Raw genomic sequence first — 16,510 nt, 5'->3', positions numbered from 1 at the left:
ATTTCGTTAGACTGTACCCAAAAGGGATGACACATGACCAAACCAACATTCGATATGGATGCCGCCTTGCAAGCTTTGCGTGAAGGTAAAGACCTCACCGGCAAAGACGGCGTCTTAACCCCCCTCATCAAGCAGCTCACTGAAGCAGCCATGCAAGCTGAGCTTGATGAACACCTCGCTGATGAAAAGCAGTCTAACCGTAAGAACGGCTCTACATCAAAGTCCGTTAAGAGCCCTGCTGGCGGCTTTGAACTCAGTACACCACGCGACCGAGCTGGCTCGTTCGAGCCGCAATTAGTGAAAAAGCATCAAACGCATTTAACCGATGAGCTGGAGCGTAAAATCCTTGCGCTGTTTTCGCTGGGTACCAGTTACCAAGATATCCGCATGCATATCGAAGAGTTGTACGGTATTCATGTATCTAACGGTACCATCAATGCCGTGACTGATAAGCTATTGCCTGAACTTCAGGCTTGGCGTGAGCGGCAATTAGAATCGGTCTATCCGATTGTCTGGCTCGATGCCATTCACTATAAAATCAAAGAGAACGGCCGCTTTATCACTAAGGCGGTGTACACCATTCTCGGCCTCAACGTTGAGGGGAAAAAGAGCTGCTGGGCCTTTACCTATCAGAGTCTGAAGGTGCCCACCACTGGCTCAGCGTGCTGACCGACCTGCATAACCGTGGTGTACAAGATATCCTTATTGCGTGCGTTGATGGCCTTAAGGGCTTCCCTGAAGCGATTGAAAGTATCTATCCGAAGACGGAAGTACAGCACTGCATTATTCATCAAATTCGCCATTCAATGAAATACGTGGCCAGCAAGCACCAAAAAGCCTTCATGGCCGACTTGAAGTGCGTGTACAAGGCAGTCACATTATCCGCCGCAGAGAGCGCCCTGGATGACTTAGAAGCTAAGTGGGGTGGCAAATACCCCATCGTTATTAAGTCCTGGCGCAATAAATGGTTCACGCTCTCTACTTACTTCAAATATCCGGAATACGTGCGTACCGCCATTTATACGACAAACGCCGTTGAGGCCGTGCACCGCCAGTTCCGCAAACTGACCAAAACCAAAGGCGGATTTGCCAACGAGAACAGCTTGCTCAAGCTACTCTACGCAGGTATGTTAAAGGCGTCTGAGCGTTGGTCTCATCCGGTGCAGAACTGGAGCCTGACGCTATCGCAGCTGACCATTCACTTCGGTAGTGTTCAAAAGTCTGTGTCACTCCTATAGTTAACCCTCAACAGGGAGTGATACATCAATGTCCGACAAATACGAAATTGATATTCAAGCTTTTGCTAAGGCACTGCAATCTGGACAGGGCCTCAACGGGAAAGATGGACTGCTAACGCCGTTGATTAAACAGATCACCGAAGCTGCTTTGGCTGCTGAGATGGATGAGCACCTGACCAAAGAGGGTCAGCCTAACCGCAAAAACGGTGTCTCTCAGAAAACCATCAAAACCGCTTCAGGCTCGTTCGAACTAGACACGCCCCGTGATCGCAACGGCTCTTTCGAGCCGCAGACCGTTAAGAAGTATCAGACTCGGCTAACCGATGAGATGGAGCGTAATATCATCTCATTATTTGCACTTGGGAATAGCTACAAAAGCATTCGTGAGTACCTTCTTGAGATGTATGGGACTGAAGTGTCCAATGGCACGATAAACGCCATTACAGACCGTTTGGTGCCTGAGCTACGCGCCTGGCAAGAACGCGAATTGGAGGCGGTTTACCCCTTCGTCTGGTTAGATGCTATCCATTACAAAATCAAAGAAAATGGCCGCTTCGTCTCTAAAGCCCTGTACACAATCTTAGGGCTGAATATCGAGGGCAAAAAGGAACTACTTGGCCTTTATCTCTCAGAAAGTGAAGGTGCCCGTTACTGGTTAAATGTACTGACAGACCTACAAAACCGTGGCGTTAAAGACATCCTTATTGCCTCGGTCGATGGATTAAAGGGCTTCCCTGAAGCCATCGAAACTGTCTATCCCAAGACGGAGGTTCAGCTCTGCATCATTCATCAGATCCGCAATAGCGTGAAGTACGTGGCTAGCAAGAATCAGAAAGCCTTTATGTCCGATCTGAAGTGCGTTTACCGCGCGACGACCCAAAACGCCGCAGAGCAAGCGTTAGATGAACTGGAAAGTAAATGGGGTGCTCAATATCCACTGGTCATAAAGTCGTGGCGCAGCAAATGGGAAAACCTATCGGTGTACTTCAAGTACCCAGAACAGGTACGCAAAGCGATTTACACGACCAATGCCGTTGAGGCTGTTCATCGCCAATTCCGCAAACTGACGAAGACCAAGGGTGGCTTTGCCAACGAGAACGCATTGCTCAAGTTGCTGTATGCAGGTATGTTGAAGGCGTCAGAGAAGTGGACGCATCCGGTGCAGAATTGGAACCTGACATTGTCCCAACTGAGCATCCACTTCGAAGGACGGCTCGACGACTACGTAGATCTTTAAACGCCGGGTGACACAGAACTATGAACACCCTCTCCCCAACTGAGCATCCACTTCGAAGGACAGCTCGACAACTACGTAGATCTTTAAACGTTGGGTGACACAGAACTATGAACATCCTCTATTTACCCGAAGGTTATCAACATCATACACTTCGCCACCATATTGAATTTCGTTAACATGATGTAATTCAAATGAGTTCCGCTTTCCTGCTTTATCTCTTCTGATTTTTAAAACAAACCTTCCCTTGCTTTTGATACCATGCTTTTATTTCACTAATAATACCACTCGGAGAGTCTTCTCGATCCTCGCTCGGATGAAATATAAGTCCATTTCCATCAGGATGTTCTACAAGACGAGTAAAATGTTCCGCAAGTTTAGATATATGCTTGTCATATTCCTCGTCCGACAAGTCATTTGTATCTGTATCCTCAAAAAAATCCTCAAGAAACCGATAGAACTCTTCTTCGGTATAGTCTTGTAATTGGTCTTTTAGCTCCATAACTAGCCCCGTTTATGTATATCAATATGTCGTTTAGGAGTCATGACACTTAAATTGTCTACATTATAGACTTCACCGCCATGTTGAATTTCTTCTATGTGATGAATCTCATATCGCTGTCTTCCGCCAATGTGTTCGCCTGGAGTTGAAAACGGAGCTTTACCTCGTTTGAGTAGTCTCTGGTTTGCTCGACTAAATTGAGACAGCAACCTAGAATCCTTTCCTACTTCGCTCCAAAATTCCTGTCGGAAAGCATCGAAGCTACTGAACTCTTTCCCTCTGAGTTTATCCGCAATCTGAGACGGGATAGGTGCCCCTAAATCTTCGCTCGCTTTCTCCAGCCACCTTCCGGTGATATCTTCTCCGTTTCCTGTCACTACGCCTGATTCATCGCGCGCCGTTTTGCGGAAGACTAAATAAAGCGGCGGCAAACCAGCATCAGCAGGAAATGTCACTAAGTACTCAGCAAGATCTTCCTCGGGGTATAATGGCGTCCCAATCTCCTGCTCGTGCTCTTCTATCGGCCGGACCCAGATATTATGCACGTCTAGCTGATCGTTCTCAGGCAATACCGTATCGGGTGTTAGAACATCTGTCGAGCCATCTGGAGTCCATGTAATGGTAATACCATCATCCAGTTCAGCAACGAAGTTCTGACCATTTTGACGAGCCTCACGCTTTGTCACACGCTCTCCATATGGACTACCTTCACCGGTTTTTATACCAACGACTTGCTGTTTACCGTTTTCATCTGTGTACATATTGAAACGCACACGCATCGTTACAGCATCAACACCACCCAGTTCTGGATGTCCGTCGAGCGTGCCATCCCCTAGCTGAGACGGCCACAGTGCCGCTACTAGAAAGCCTCCCATACGGGCGAAACCCGCCAGCGCTTCGCTAGATAGCGACCAGGTTCCCATCGTTTTCGCAGTATTCGTGCTGATGACACCGAGATTAGTAGCCGCTCCACTGGCAGGCAGCGTAAGTATTGCTGCTTTACCGTAGTCAGTCGCTTTTGAAGCCGTCGTGATTGCAGTTAGATTCGCAACCGGTAACTCTCTTTCTAGCAGGCTGTCATTGTTAATCGCCTTGAAAGGCGTTCCAGCTATAAACGGCTCCGAATAGTCATAATGGGCATTTTCAGCACAATTATATGCACAAGGAGAAAGTGGTGGTAGCTCCGTTGCGGCTTCGCTAGAAGATTGCTTAGCCTGCGCCTGTTGAACGATGAGGGTATCACCGACTTTTAACGACATGGGGTCAGCGTTATATGCGGGGTTTAGATCAAGTAACTGTTTTGCCGACAAACCATACTTACCTGCTATCGTTCCCCATGACTCGCGCTGTCGAGTGTCTGGATCAGTTGCAACTTGGTGGGTTTCTGGCTCCGCTTGCTTTGGTTCGCTGTCTGCATCGTTAGCAGAAGAACTCCCTCTCTCCGCCACCGGCTGTCTAGGCGCAGCCAGTAGTTCACCAATAGAGAGCTTTATGCCGTTTTCTTCCAGCCACTCATCATTCAGATTATCGAGTTCGTGTCGCGTTATTGGCTCGTTACGATAGACGAGGTGCTGTTCCTCAACCTCTTTCCCACCAATCTTCCAGTACACCAAGATAGCACTCTGGTATTTATTGACGCCTTCCTCGTGATTGAGCTTTTCATGAGTGGACCGCGTTGCTTGAAACTGCCATTTACCATCACCCAACAACTTGTACTCTTGCACAAGGCGCTTTTGGTGAAAGTGATAGTAGTAACCCTCCGTAGGTAAGCCCAGTCGTTCACCAAGCTGTACTGATGGAACTACGGGAATAAATGCCTCACGTACAGAAGCGGAGCCCTCTGGCTTCATCACTATGTTTTGGGGAACACTGATTCCCATCGTATCGGCTGATACCTTGACTAACAGCTTTTTCGGTTCGTCAAATGCCGCATAGGCTTTGTACTTAGTGCCATGTTCCGTAGATTCAGTTTGCCACTGACCAATTACCCCTTCCTGTTCAGTCTTGGCGATCTGGAAGGTGCAGCCCACGGCTTTACGAAAAGTCTTATCTGAAGCTGCAACCTCAAAGCAGTACTCATATTTCAAAGCTGGCGGCACGTCTGAACGATCAGGCTTCACTGGTTCAGGTACATAGGTGTCTTCAATATTTGTTGTCGCGCCATGTGAGCTGGTACTAGCGCTACCCGATCCACTCGCCCCTCCTGCGACATTTCCAGATTGATTCGCTCTAGCAGAAAGAGCCGACCGGGCTTGTGGTGAAAGCGTTGTGTCAGTGCCAGGGGCAACGGACCATATCTTATTCACACTATCATGCACCATCGCAGGATGCGTCGGCGTATCGGTCAATAGTGCATACTCACCGCTATCAAGCCGTTCCTTAAACTGAGAAAAACTCACGCCATCAGGGATGATATTGCTAACGTCACGCTCGTTTAGCGTGCTGATATCACCTTCTACTTGGCCAAACTCATAAGACATGAGTTCGGTCAACCGCACTAATTTATAAGTCACCTTTCTGTCCGCCAGTCAATGATTATGGCGATGTATTCTACTCAGCAAGCCAGATTTTTGGATACTTTTGTTGTCATAGTTAGGTTAGCTCTGGCTGAATTGTGAAGTGCGTGCAAGGAGGGATAACAGGAATAATATCTCCCGCAGATTGCAACGCGGAGCAGTAGGTCGGTAATAAGCGCCCTAACGCTATCAATCATGGACTCAATATACGCGGCGCGTCCGTTGCACGGCGCCTCCGGTATTCGGCTCAAACGATTGATCAAACGCACAAAAAAGTATTAATACGCTAGTCCGTAGCTTTATCTATCCGCGCCTGCAGGGCATCAAACTTGTCGTGCAGGCGCATTAGTTCAAGCTCGAGTTTTAGATTGATTTCGTAGGTGGCTTTTTGCTCCATCCTATCTTTTGCCGCTTGGCGGTTTTGCGACATCATGATGATCGGCGCTTGGAAAGCCGCCAGACTGGATAACCCAAGGTTCAGCAAAATAAAGGGATAGGGATCGAATGACGCGTCTCCCACTAACCAAACCGTATTCACGACAATCCAGCCAATGATGAATGCGAAGAAAAGCCCGATAAATGACCAAGAGCCACCAAATGAGGCAATTTTGTCCGCCACCATTTGCCCAGTGGTCAGACTTTCGTGGAAGGACTTGTTGACGTTCTCAGACACTGCCGTGTTATTGGCAATGCTTTCAATGACTTTCTGTTCTCCCGAACTAAGACTACCAAATGGCTGGCCGAGCAAAGCTTTGGCTAAGTTCTCAAAATATTTTTTCATCTATGACTCCATGCCAACACGCACAATACCAACGGGGTATTATGTAGCGCTTATCATTAAGCGATTGAAATAGAGTAGATTAACGTAGGGACTCCGCAAGTGATGCCCATCTGAAAGCGTGAGGCAACCACTGCGGTAAGACTGAATTATACCAATTCAAATAGCGGTCTCGATTGGGTGTGCCACGCTGGGTCAATAGGTTCACGACCTCTATAACTATCCATGCTTTTGCCAAGACAAGCTCAACAAACAGTGAATGACTATCCACACTCGGATTTGCTGCTTTGTAACGAGCGATAATCGCTTGATAGGCTGATTTATCTCCCATTCCCGCGACCAAAGGAGCTAAATCAATCGCTGGTGAACCTTGCCCAAAGCGCTCCCAATCAAACAGCACTAATGTACCGTCTTCACGTCTTCCCCAATTGCCCGGATTAGTATCACCAGAGAGTACACAACGGGGCGTGAACAATACATCGCTGCGCTGTTGTAACTGATACAGCATACTTTCAAGCTCGGGTGTTAGGCTGAGCTGTTCAAGCGCGGATTGAGTTTGCGGTAAAGACCATTGGTGGTGTTTGAAGTGTGGCTGGATAGGTCGCTCGACACCATGTAAGCGAGCTAATTGCTCAAACGTATTGGTGTCTTGCGCAAGTTCTTCTATCGAAACCGCATGTGGAATCCATTCCATACAGAGAGTCGTCTCTCTCACCTCGAACAATGCTGGCGTGTTCACACCGACTGCATTGACATAAGGCGCAGCAGAGCAGTAAAAGTCCCGCTCAACTAACGTTGCATGAGTTTTGGTGATACAAGCCCGACCTTGATACATTGAACGATAGACCGACGCCTCACCCATTTGAGCTAGGTTTTTTAAGACGAGAACAACATCCTTGTTCGTCATGCTTATTCCTTGGTTATGTCTTTGATGCGTTCTTAAAAACTAAATCCGGCGGGCGCGGATAGTGCGGCCTTTCACTTTTCCATCATTGAGCTTACGCAACGCGGCTTTAACGCAGGATTGGGACACAGCAATAAACGCCACATTGTCGAGTACATTGATTTTACCCACCTGCTTACCGTCAATGCCCGCTTGGCCCGTCAGCGCGCCCAAAATGTCACCCGCGCGCACTTTTTGTTTTTTACCTGAGTCAATCATCAAGGTTGCCATCTCAGGCTGGTAAGGCGCAGTGTCAAGCAAGTCTTGCGACGGCAGTGCTGCAGGGAGAAAATCGCGGTCATACCGATCGCCAATCATCGCCAGCTTATAGTGCTCGGCATCGTTATATAGCGAACACGCCACCCCTTTTTTGCCAGCGCGACCGGTACGGCCAACGCGGTGTACATGAGTTTGCGGATCGTGGGCGAGTTGATAGTTGATCACCATATCCATGTCATCAATGTCTAAGCCTCGCGCGGCCACATCAGTGGCCACCAGCACGGACGCACTTTTGTTGGCAAATTTTACCAAAGTGCGCTCACGGCCACGCTGTTCAATATCACCATGCAAGGCAACAGCGCTAAAACCATCGTCTTCTAGGTTATCGCAAACTTGTTGGGTTTGAGCTTTGGTTGTACAAAACACCACGCAGCTTTGCGGCTGAAAGTGCAATAAAAGTAACTTTAACGCTTGATAACGCTGCTTGTTGTCATCGACTTTATAGACGTGTTGCGAGATTGTACTTTGCGTTTGCACCTCATCCACTTTAACGGAGACAGGGTGGCTCAGCACTCGCTGGGCAATCGCATTGATCGAGCGCGGGAAGGTAGCGCTGAATAACAAGGTTTGGCGATGAGCAGGAACACGCGCAATGATAGCATCCAAGGTATCTTGGAAGCCCATATCCAGCATCTGGTCGGCTTCATCCAACACCAACGTCTCAACGTCATCGAGACGCAAGGTGCCCTTACGTAAATGGTCATCCACACGCCCCGGCGTGCCGACAATAATGTGTGCACCATGCTCCAGTGAGCCAATTTGTGGGCCAATCGATACTCCACCGCACAGCGTCAGTACTTTGACATTATGGCGGCCACGCGCCAACTTACGCATCTCAACCGCCACTTGCTCGGCCAGCTCACGGGTTGGACACAGCACCAAAGATTGCACGCGAAAGCGTTTTACGTTCAGTTTGGCTAACACGCCCAGGCTAAACGCCGCCGTTTTCCCCGAGCCGGTTTTTGCTTGGGCAATAATATCTTTCCCACTGAGCACAGACGGTAAGCTCTGCGCCTGAATGGGCGTCATGTGCGTATAACCCAAGGTTGCTAAGTTATCGAGTAAATCAGCGGGTAACGCAAGCGAGGAAAAAGCGGTATCAGTCAAAGTCGTATCCACAACAAAAGTAAATCATGCCGCGCCCAAGCACGGCCAAAGGGGACGTATCATACCAGAATCTGATTGCTGCCACATTAACCGATTAGCGCCACCCGCGTTGAGAACCGCTTTGTCGAGTCATGTATTTTGTTACGTCATTGTTAGACAAAGCTCCGTATTTATACCTGCTCGACTTGTCTTGTCATTGGGCTTGGTGTGCAATCAAGGCACACAATTAAGGAGGATTGTCTTGTGGCAAATATCCCAGTAGAAAACTACCCGCTCTCTCATACGCAGGCGATTGTTTGGAATGACATGGATGCCCTGCAACATATCAATAACACCGTGTATTTTCGCTACTTTGAAGATGTACGCGTGGTGATGCTTGAAAAATTGGAAGTGTTCGAGCTAGCCAAACGACTGCATGTTGGCCCCGTGGTCGCCTCAACCCGCTGCGATTATCGCGCCCCTTTGGTGTATCCAGATACCATCACCACCGTCGCTTGGGTCGAGGATATTCAAGAAAAGCGCTATGCGATGAAGTATGAAATCTACAGCCACAATCAAGAGCGCTGTGTGGCCGAGGGCGAGGCTTTGATTGTCTATTGCGATTTTAAAACCGGTAAAAGCTGCCCTATCCCAGCCGAGACGCTCGAAGGGTTAAAAGCTTTTGTGGCGAAACAGTAAGCATAAAGACGAGCACTGCGCGTTTCCTGACGCGCAGTCAGTAATCAATAAAGATTTTTGAGTGTAATGACAGATTTAACGCGATAGTAAGAACTTACGTAGATCCTGTTCTGAACGCATGACGAATAAGATAAACACCGTGTCTTCTTCTTGCTTATAGAAAATACGACAAGGATTCACCACCACCTCTCGATAATTCAAGTGCGGTAGTTCAGGTGGCACTCGACCAGAATCAGGAAAAAGCACTAACCGCTCCACTGCGGTAAAGGCCGCTTGCACTAGCGCTTTAGCTGCAACCAGGTTGTCCAGTGCAACATATTCAGCAACGTCATTCAGATCTGCCAACGCAGGCTCAGTCCAAACTATTTGAGCCATCTGGACATTTGTTCCTTGGCATCATGGTGACTCAAGAGCTTCTCTTCGGTAATGGCGCGCTCGCCACGCGCGATCCCTTCTAAGATAGCAAGACGGCGCTGCATTAATTCGTAATCATCCACACTTAATAAGTATGCTGAAGGCTTACCATGTTCGGTGATCAAAACAGGCTCTTTATTCGCCTTCAATTCAGACAAAATTTTGGTTGCCTGACGCTTCAGTGTAGTCACAAGTTCTACTTTCATCGCTCGCCCGGATAGTGACATTAAAGTATCAGTATTATAGCACTTAAGTATCACTGAAAAAGTTTTTTGATTCGCCTTACCAGCGACCGTCATTTCAAACTAATCTCTTCAGGCTCGCCCACTCTAGTCACAGCCGGCGCGCCTGGGGCGTTCCAGCGAAACAAGGTGATATGCCAAGTGCTGGGATCTTTTCGCGACGGGTCAATTAAGCCAATTTCATTACCGCTTCTCAGTTTATCGGCCACCCACCAACTGGATGGTGATTCGCCTTTTGCTAAGGCGGCTTGCCAATCAACGCTGGATAAGGTTTTGTATTGCTGGAGTTCAGGATGACGCAAATCTACCAGCTCACAGGGGTCAACCTGATACCGCACAAGCACGCGTGGCGTTGTGATCTGGCTGGCGTACTTTTGCATGGCTACGCGCGCACTCTCTGCACTCTCGGTTAAATACAGCGCGCTTTCCCCCTGACGATTATACCGACCGTTCGGTCTGTCTTTACTTTCTCGTATCAAGACAGCGTCGATGTGCTCAGGGTGACATACTCTGACAAAAATACCCGAGATAGGCGTGCGGCACAGGCTGGGGATAGCTTGCGGTTCAAGTCCGTCCATGACTTGTGAATGTCCTTTATAAATCAACCATCAAGGCATAGCTTAGCAAACAAAGAGGGGACAAATTGCGTGCTGACTAACGGATTGCATCATCGCATCTGGCTTGCTGTCGATACCACACAGGGGTACCATCCGTGCTCTGTGTAACACTGGGTAAGTAGCACCGCCAAAGGACAAACCAATGAAAAAAGCCGTTGTGGTATTTAGCGGAGGACAGGATTCAACCACCTGTTTGATTCAAGCGCAGGCAGAGTACGACGAAGTGCATTGCCTCACTTTCGACTATAACCAGCGCCACAAGCAAGAAATTGATGTTGCCCGTGAGATTGCTGCGAACCGCAAAGTCAGTGCGCACAAGGTATTGGATGTTGGCTTGCTCAATGAATTAGCAATTAGCTCGCTCACACGCGACAACATTCCTGTTTCCAATGCACTGAACGAAAACGGCCTGCCCAATTCCTTTGTGCCGGGACGTAATATCTTGTTTTTGACTTTAGCGGGTATCTACGCCTATCAAATTGGCGCTGAGGCGGTGATCACCGGTGTCTGCGAAACCGACTTTTCTGGCTACCCAGATTGTCGTAACGATTTTATTCAATCAATGCAGCAAGCCCTTGAGCGCGGCATGGACAGAAAACTCGCCTTAGTCACACCATTGATGTGGCTGAATAAAGCTGAAACGTGGGCACTGGCCGACCAGTATCACGCTCTCGATTTTGTGCGCGACCACACCCTAACCTGTTATAACGGCATTAAAGGCACTGGCTGTGGTGAGTGTCCAGCCTGCCACTTGCGTCAGCGTGGCTTAGATGACTACCTCGCCAACCAAGCGGACGTACAAGCCGCACTGCAACGCAAACAAGCCGAGAACGCGTAACTGCGCGCATCTACTGGCAGCGACAAAACATAAAAAACCGCCTCGGAATGAGGCGGTTTTTGTATCGAGAATACAACAGCGGTTATTTATGCGGCTCATCATGCGGATGGGTATCAAACTCACCATGACTGGCTCGATGCACAGTTTCCACCGCGAGCGCTTTATCCAACTGCTGCGCCACATACTCAGGCGAGTGAGTATGAATAGAGAGCAGACGATACATCGCCGGGATCACCAGCAAGGTGACAAAGGTCGCAAAGGCCATGCCGGTGAAGATCACCGTCCCAACCGCGATACGACTTTCCGCTCCCGCGCCAGTGGAGAGGATCAGTGGGATCATCCCTGCCAAAGTGGTAAACGCCGTCATCAGAATCGGCCGCAAACGACGGACTGACGCATCGATAATCGCTTTTTCAAATGCAATGCCGCGGTCACGCAATTGGTTGGCAAACTCCACGATCAAGATACCGTTTTTCGTCACCATCCCAATCAGCATAATCAGACCAATTTGGCTGTAAATATTGATCCCTTGGTTAGTCAACCACAGGCCTAAAAAGCCGCCCAGCATCCCCATGGGCACCGTCAACATCACCACCAAGGGGTTGATAAAGCTTTCAAATTGCGCCGCTAACACCAAGTACGACACCAAGAGCGCTAAACCAAATACCACCAGCACACTGGTTTGGTTGTCACGAAAATCTTTCGACTCCCCTGAATAGCCCACCGAGATATCGGCCGGTAGATTCTCAGCCGCGACCCTATCCAGATAATCCAGTGCTTGGCCCAGCGTCACTCCCTCGCCTAAATGCGCCGATAAGGTGATCGATTTTTGCTTGTTGGTATGGCTTAAACGCTGCGCGGACGCTGTTTCCTCCACCGTGGTTACCGCATCGAGCGAAACCAATTTACCGCTACGACTGCGCATATAAATACGACTGAGATCGCCTTTACTGCTAAAGGCCTTTTCATCGCCGCGCACATATACATCGTACTCTTCACCGCGATCCACATAACTGGTCTGGGCACGGCCGCCAAGCATCACCTCTAACGTATCGGACACATCCCGCACCGAAATGCCGAGTTCAGAGGCGCGACGACGATCCACTTTAACCACTAGCTCAGGGGTAGTTTGGTTGTAGTCATAATCTGGGCTATCAATCATGCCCGCCTCACGCCCCATTTCGCCCAGTTTTTCCGCCCAGCGGTGAAGCTCAGGATAGTCTGGGCCACTCAATACAAACTGCACGGGCTCTGAACTCCCCCCACCAAAGCCAGGCGCAAACGGAAACACTTGCACGTCTGGCACACCATTTAACACCTGACGGACTTCCGCCAAGATATCCTGTGCAGAGCGATCACGCTCATCCCAATCCGGCAATAGCATGATCACAAAGCCCGTTTGATCTCCCGCTCGACCGCCAAACGCCGGTGTCTGTACGCTGACCGAGCTCAAGGTCCCCGCCTCGACCAAGGGCATTAAACGCTGCTCAATTTGCTCGATGTTACCCACCATACGGTTGTACGCCGTGCCTTCCGCACCACGGACAAATGCCAGCAACACCCCACGATCTTCTTGTGGCACCAATTGCGATGGTAAGTGCTGCATCAATACACCACTGCCACCAATACAAAGCAGAATGACCACAGGTGCCACCCAACGCCAGCGCAGTACATGCCCCAACGCACGGCGATAGTAGCCTTCAAGCACATCAAACCCACGAGTGATAACACGGTTTACGGGAGTCGATGCCACATTTAAGCGCAGTAATTTACTGCCAAGCACCGGCGTGAGCGTTAACGCAATGAGGGACGAACAGAGCACAGTGACGGCAAGCATCACGGCAAACTCGGTGAACAGCTTACCAATCATGCCATCCATGTAGGTAATGGGGAGGAACACCATCACCAACACCGCCGTGGTGGCAATCACCGCAAAACCCACCTCCCGTGCGCCACGGTAAGCGGCCACCAAAGGTGGATCGCCTTGCTGTAAGTGGTGGAAGATATTTTCAACCACCACAATGGCATCATCCACCACGAGACCAATCGCGAGAATGAGCGCCATTAAAGTCAGCAGGTTGATGGAAAAGCCCATCGCCGAGGCAACGATAAAGGCGGATATCAAGGACACAGGCACAGTCACTGCTGGGATCAAGGTGGCGCGCGCTTGGCCAATAAAGATATACAGCACTAACACCACCAATGCCCCAGTGATAAACAGGGTGCTGTACACCTCTTCAATCGAGCGATCAATAAACACCGTGGTGTCGTAATCGACCCAAAGGCGCGTGCCTTCGGGCAGGAAGGCCTGCATTTCATCGACAAGCTTATGTGCCCGTGCGGATATGTCGAGCGGGTTGGCATCGGATTGTGGGATCAGCGCCAAACTTAAATTATTGATACCGTTGTTTTTGTAGGTGGCATCTTCGTTCCGTGAGCCAATTGCCACCTCCGCCACATCCGACAGATAAATCGCAGTGCCATTCGCCGTAGTGCGCACCACCAGTTGTTTAAAGTCCTCCGCATCACGGTATAACCGATCGCTACGCACTGGCATGGTCATCACGTCATTGCGGATTTCTCCGCCCGGACTTTCTAAGTTTTCATCCCGCAATGCATCAAGAATATCTTGAGTGGTAACACCGTGCCCCGCCATTTGGGTCGGATTCAGTTTCACATACATCACTTTATACAGCGCGCCGTATAAATCGACCGAGCTCACGCCTGAGATCAAACTGAATCTGTCTTCGAGAGTACGTTGGGCATATTCCGTCAGTTGGTTGCGATCCATTTCTGACGAGGCCAGGTTGATATAAACCGCCGCTTCGCCGGTGCCGTTGTCTTTGTACACAATCGGATCATTGGCATCATCGGGCAGTCCTCCTTGTGCGCGTGCCACGGCATCACGCACATCACTCACCCCTTCGGTCAGCGGATGATCGAGCTTAAACTCCACCGTGATCCGTGATGAGCCATTGCGACTAACCGAGGTGATCTCTTCAATACCGCTAATGCCGGAGAGCTCATCTTCAATCAATTGCGTGACTTGGCTTTCCATAATGCTCGCCGAGGCGCCGGAATAGCCGGTGTAGATACTCACCACCGGGCTATCAATATCAGGCATCTCACGCACAGACAAGGTCGAGAAAGAGACCGCCCCAAAGACACATAACAGCAAACTCAACACAATCGCCATCACTGGCCGTTTTACCGAGACATCAGACAACCACATTAGCTGGCCTCCGTCTCAGAAACGGTCTCAGTCACACGGCTTTGATCATCAGCTTGGTCCTTACGCGCTTCCGCATTTAATACCGAGACTTGCGCCCCATCACGCATGTTCACTAAACCTTGCACCACAATGTGCTGACCCGGATCGAGTCCTTTACTTACCACCACTTGATTATCAATCCGCGCGCCAAGGGTGATTTCAGTACGATGAGCAATGCCTTCATCATCAATCCGGAAAACATAACGTCGTGTGCCGGAATATTGCAGAGCTTGCACAGGCACTATCACCGCGTATTGCTCAGGCAAAGTCAGTTTCGCCTCCATCAGCATACCGGGCTGCAATTGGCGTTCAGGATTATCTAGCGCGACGCGAACACTGACCGATAACGCGTCTTTATCCACCCGAGAGTCCACCACACTCACCGTGCCGGTAAAGGCCTCATCGGGATAGGCTTGCGACGTGACCGCCACTGGCATATTGGGGTACAGCAAGCCGATATATTGTTCTGGTACTTGAATATCGAGGTTCATCTGCGAAAGATTATCGAGACTAAAGAGCGATTCGCCCACATCGACGCGCTGCCCGACACTTAAATCAAACAAACCAATGCGACCCGAAAAAGGCGCAATTAAACGGTGATCATCTAAATCAGATTGCGCCGATTGCAAACGCGCCTTGGCGATATTGACACTCGCTTGCTGTGCATCCAACTCGGTTTGCGTCAACGCACCACGCTGCGCCAGCTTGGTATACTCTTTTAGCTTACGCTGCTCGTCATTGAAGTAAGCCGACGCTTCCAGCACCGCAGCTTGAGCTTTGGCACGATTAAAGGTCACCAACGGCGCCCCTTTTTGCACGGTTTCGCCCGGCTTAACGTGAACAGTTTCAATGCGCGCCGACACTTCCGATTCGATATTAATCTGTTGGTGGGCTTTGACATTCCCCACCAAAGATAACGACGGCGCAATCGGTCTGGTTTCCACTTCCGCTGTCATCACATCCACAGCGCGCGCGCTTGGAGCGGAGGTTGCCGTATCTTCGTTCGTGGGCCCCGCTCCACTCCATAACCAGAACGCAACGCCGGCCAATATCACGGCGCCTAGTAGCATCCCTTTTTTCATTGCATCACACCTTATAATTTGAATAGCACCAGTGTACTGATCTGCTTTGTTTTGTCCTTAAAGAATTGTAAAGACGCTATTTTTTATACTTATTACATCCAAATATGAGATTCGATCAGAATGTATAATTCCTTTTTGATTTATCTATCAGCGATATGCAGGATTATGATCTCCCACACATCATCGAAACTGGGCATAAGACTGCGGCAATAAGCAACGGTTTCAAAAAACGCATAAAATTCGATGTTGGCGGTTAAAAACGCCGTAAAGCGTTGAAAAAAACATCAACCGCTACACGGGATCAAGAAAATCCTTTACAGCACCAATCGGTTTGATAATATTCGCCCCGTTCGCGTGGTGGGATTCCCGAGCGGTCAAAGGGATCAGACTGTAAATCTGACGGCTCAGCCTTCGAAGGTTCGAATCCTTCTCCCACCACCACTTTTACAAAGCAAGACTCCGTGGTGGAGTTCCCGAGCGGTCAAAGGGATCAGACTGTAAATCTGACGGCTCAGCCTTCGAAGGTTCGAATCCTTCCTCCACCACCACTTTTACAAAGCAACACCCCGTGGTGGGATTCCCGAGCGGTCAAAGGGATCAGACTGTAAATCTGACGGCTCAGCCTTCGAAGGTTCGAATCCTTCTCCCACCACCACTTTACAAAGTAAGACTCCGGTGGAGTTCCCGAGCGGTCAAAGGGATCAGACTGTAAATCTGACGGCTCAGCCTTCGAAGGTTCGAATCCTTCCTCCACCACCATATTTAAGGGCC

At 49.6% G+C, this 16,510-nt stretch carries 14 protein-coding genes, 4 tRNA genes and 1 pseudogene; 8 read left to right on the top strand and 11 right to left on the bottom strand.

The features are described from left to right. Positions 1 to 33 precede the first annotated feature (33 nt). Positions 34 to 1,238 (top strand): annotated as a pseudogene (locus N7E60_RS04650) (IS256 family transposase). 28 nt (positions 1,239 to 1,266) lie between these two features. Next, positions 1,267 to 2,475: an IS256 family transposase gene (locus tag N7E60_RS04645; protein WP_077605338.1), complete on the top strand. Its 1,209-nt coding sequence runs from the start codon at positions 1,267 to 1,269 to the stop codon at positions 2,473 to 2,475. A 105-nt stretch (positions 2,476 to 2,580) separates the two neighbouring features. On the opposite strand, the gene N7E60_RS17400 is transcribed toward N7E60_RS04645, so the two are convergent. The 6 genes from N7E60_RS17400 to dbpA all read right to left on the bottom strand — a co-directional run bounded on the left by N7E60_RS17400 (position 2,581) and on the right by dbpA (position 8,597). Next, positions 2,581 to 2,700 (bottom strand): hypothetical protein, encoded by a 120-nt coding sequence (locus N7E60_RS17400; RefSeq protein WP_408642341.1) that lies wholly within the window; start codon positions 2,698 to 2,700, stop codon positions 2,581 to 2,583. After that, positions 2,687 to 2,974: a bacteriocin immunity protein gene (locus N7E60_RS04640; protein ID WP_077668730.1), complete on the bottom strand. Its 288-nt coding sequence runs from the start codon at positions 2,972 to 2,974 to the stop codon at positions 2,687 to 2,689. The genes N7E60_RS17400 and N7E60_RS04640 overlap by 14 nt, the downstream gene beginning before the upstream one ends. Positions 2,975 to 2,976: 2 nt before the next feature. Next, entirely contained in the window at positions 2,977 to 5,454 is a 2,478-nt protein-coding gene (locus N7E60_RS04635; RefSeq protein WP_269598541.1) for a T6SS effector antibacterial DNase, read from the bottom strand. 322 nt (positions 5,455 to 5,776) lie between these two features. After that, positions 5,777 to 6,271: a DUF1003 domain-containing protein gene (locus N7E60_RS04630; protein ID WP_269598242.1), complete on the bottom strand. Its 495-nt coding sequence runs from the start codon at positions 6,269 to 6,271 to the stop codon at positions 5,777 to 5,779. A 79-nt stretch (positions 6,272 to 6,350) separates the two neighbouring features. Next, positions 6,351 to 7,175, bottom strand: coding sequence for a phosphotransferase family protein (locus N7E60_RS04625; RefSeq protein WP_269598241.1), 825 nt, complete (start codon positions 7,173 to 7,175; stop codon positions 6,351 to 6,353). A gap of 39 nt (positions 7,176 to 7,214) precedes the next feature. Next, positions 7,215 to 8,597, bottom strand: a complete 1,383-nt coding sequence (gene dbpA / locus N7E60_RS04620; RefSeq protein WP_269598240.1) for an ATP-dependent RNA helicase DbpA — start codon at positions 8,595 to 8,597, stop codon at positions 7,215 to 7,217. 243 nt (positions 8,598 to 8,840) lie between these two features. Here dbpA and N7E60_RS04615 point away from each other — a divergent pair, with 243 nt between their 5' ends. Continuing rightward, positions 8,841 to 9,275, top strand: coding sequence for an acyl-CoA thioesterase (locus N7E60_RS04615; protein WP_231637397.1), 435 nt, complete (start codon positions 8,841 to 8,843; stop codon positions 9,273 to 9,275). A 75-nt stretch (positions 9,276 to 9,350) separates the two neighbouring features. Here the strand turns inward: N7E60_RS04615 and N7E60_RS04610 are convergent, their stop codons facing one another. The 3 genes from N7E60_RS04610 to N7E60_RS04600 all read right to left on the bottom strand — a co-directional run bounded on the left by N7E60_RS04610 (position 9,351) and on the right by N7E60_RS04600 (position 10,509). After that, positions 9,351 to 9,650 carry a type II toxin-antitoxin system RelE/ParE family toxin gene (locus N7E60_RS04610; protein WP_021024563.1) on the bottom strand — a complete coding sequence of 100 codons (300 nt, stop codon included), beginning with the start codon at positions 9,648 to 9,650 and terminating at the stop codon, positions 9,351 to 9,353. Next, the gene (locus tag N7E60_RS04605) at positions 9,638 to 9,895 is read right to left on the bottom strand and encodes a type II toxin-antitoxin system Phd/YefM family antitoxin (RefSeq protein WP_025744793.1); all 258 of its coding nucleotides are present in this window, start codon (positions 9,893 to 9,895) and stop codon (positions 9,638 to 9,640) included. The genes N7E60_RS04610 and N7E60_RS04605 overlap by 13 nt, the downstream gene beginning before the upstream one ends. 89 nt (positions 9,896 to 9,984) lie before the next feature. After that, positions 9,985 to 10,509 carry an RES family NAD+ phosphorylase gene (locus tag N7E60_RS04600; RefSeq protein ID WP_269598239.1) on the bottom strand — a complete coding sequence of 175 codons (525 nt, stop codon included), beginning with the start codon at positions 10,507 to 10,509 and terminating at the stop codon, positions 9,985 to 9,987. A gap of 181 nt (positions 10,510 to 10,690) precedes the next feature. Between N7E60_RS04600 and queC the strand changes: the two genes are divergently transcribed. Beyond that, on the top strand, positions 10,691 to 11,386 hold the full coding sequence (gene queC / locus N7E60_RS04595) for a 7-cyano-7-deazaguanine synthase QueC (protein WP_077640455.1): 696 nt from the start codon (positions 10,691 to 10,693) through the stop codon (positions 11,384 to 11,386). Between the two features lie 82 nt (positions 11,387 to 11,468). On the opposite strand, the gene N7E60_RS04590 is transcribed toward queC, so the two are convergent. Both N7E60_RS04590 and N7E60_RS04585 read right to left on the bottom strand, forming a co-directional pair. Continuing rightward, positions 11,469 to 14,618, bottom strand: a complete 3,150-nt coding sequence (locus tag N7E60_RS04590; protein WP_269598238.1) for a multidrug efflux RND transporter permease subunit — start codon at positions 14,616 to 14,618, stop codon at positions 11,469 to 11,471. Next, positions 14,618 to 15,739: an efflux RND transporter periplasmic adaptor subunit gene (locus N7E60_RS04585; protein WP_269598237.1), complete on the bottom strand. Its 1,122-nt coding sequence runs from the start codon at positions 15,737 to 15,739 to the stop codon at positions 14,618 to 14,620. Before N7E60_RS04585 ends, N7E60_RS04590 begins: the two co-directional genes overlap by 1 nt. Positions 15,740 to 16,095: 356 nt before the next feature. Between N7E60_RS04585 and N7E60_RS04580 the strand changes: the two genes are divergently transcribed. The 4 genes from N7E60_RS04580 to N7E60_RS04565 all read left to right on the top strand — a co-directional run bounded on the left by N7E60_RS04580 (position 16,096) and on the right by N7E60_RS04565 (position 16,498). Next, positions 16,096 to 16,180, top strand: a tRNA-Tyr gene (locus N7E60_RS04580). Between the two features lie 22 nt (positions 16,181 to 16,202). Next, positions 16,203 to 16,287, top strand: a tRNA-Tyr gene (locus tag N7E60_RS04575). Positions 16,288 to 16,309: 22 nt separating this feature from the next. Further along, positions 16,310 to 16,394: transfer RNA gene (locus N7E60_RS04570), tRNA-Tyr, on the top strand. A 19-nt stretch (positions 16,395 to 16,413) separates the two neighbouring features. After that, positions 16,414 to 16,498: transfer RNA gene (locus tag N7E60_RS04565), tRNA-Tyr, on the top strand. Positions 16,499 to 16,510: the final 12 nt, after the last annotated feature.

Origin of the sequence: Salinivibrio proteolyticus, from assembly GCF_027286365.1 — a bacterium.
GTDB lineage: Bacteria > Pseudomonadota > Gammaproteobacteria > Enterobacterales > Vibrionaceae > Salinivibrio > Salinivibrio proteolyticus.
This window is presented reverse-complemented; position numbering and strand designations above follow the sequence as displayed.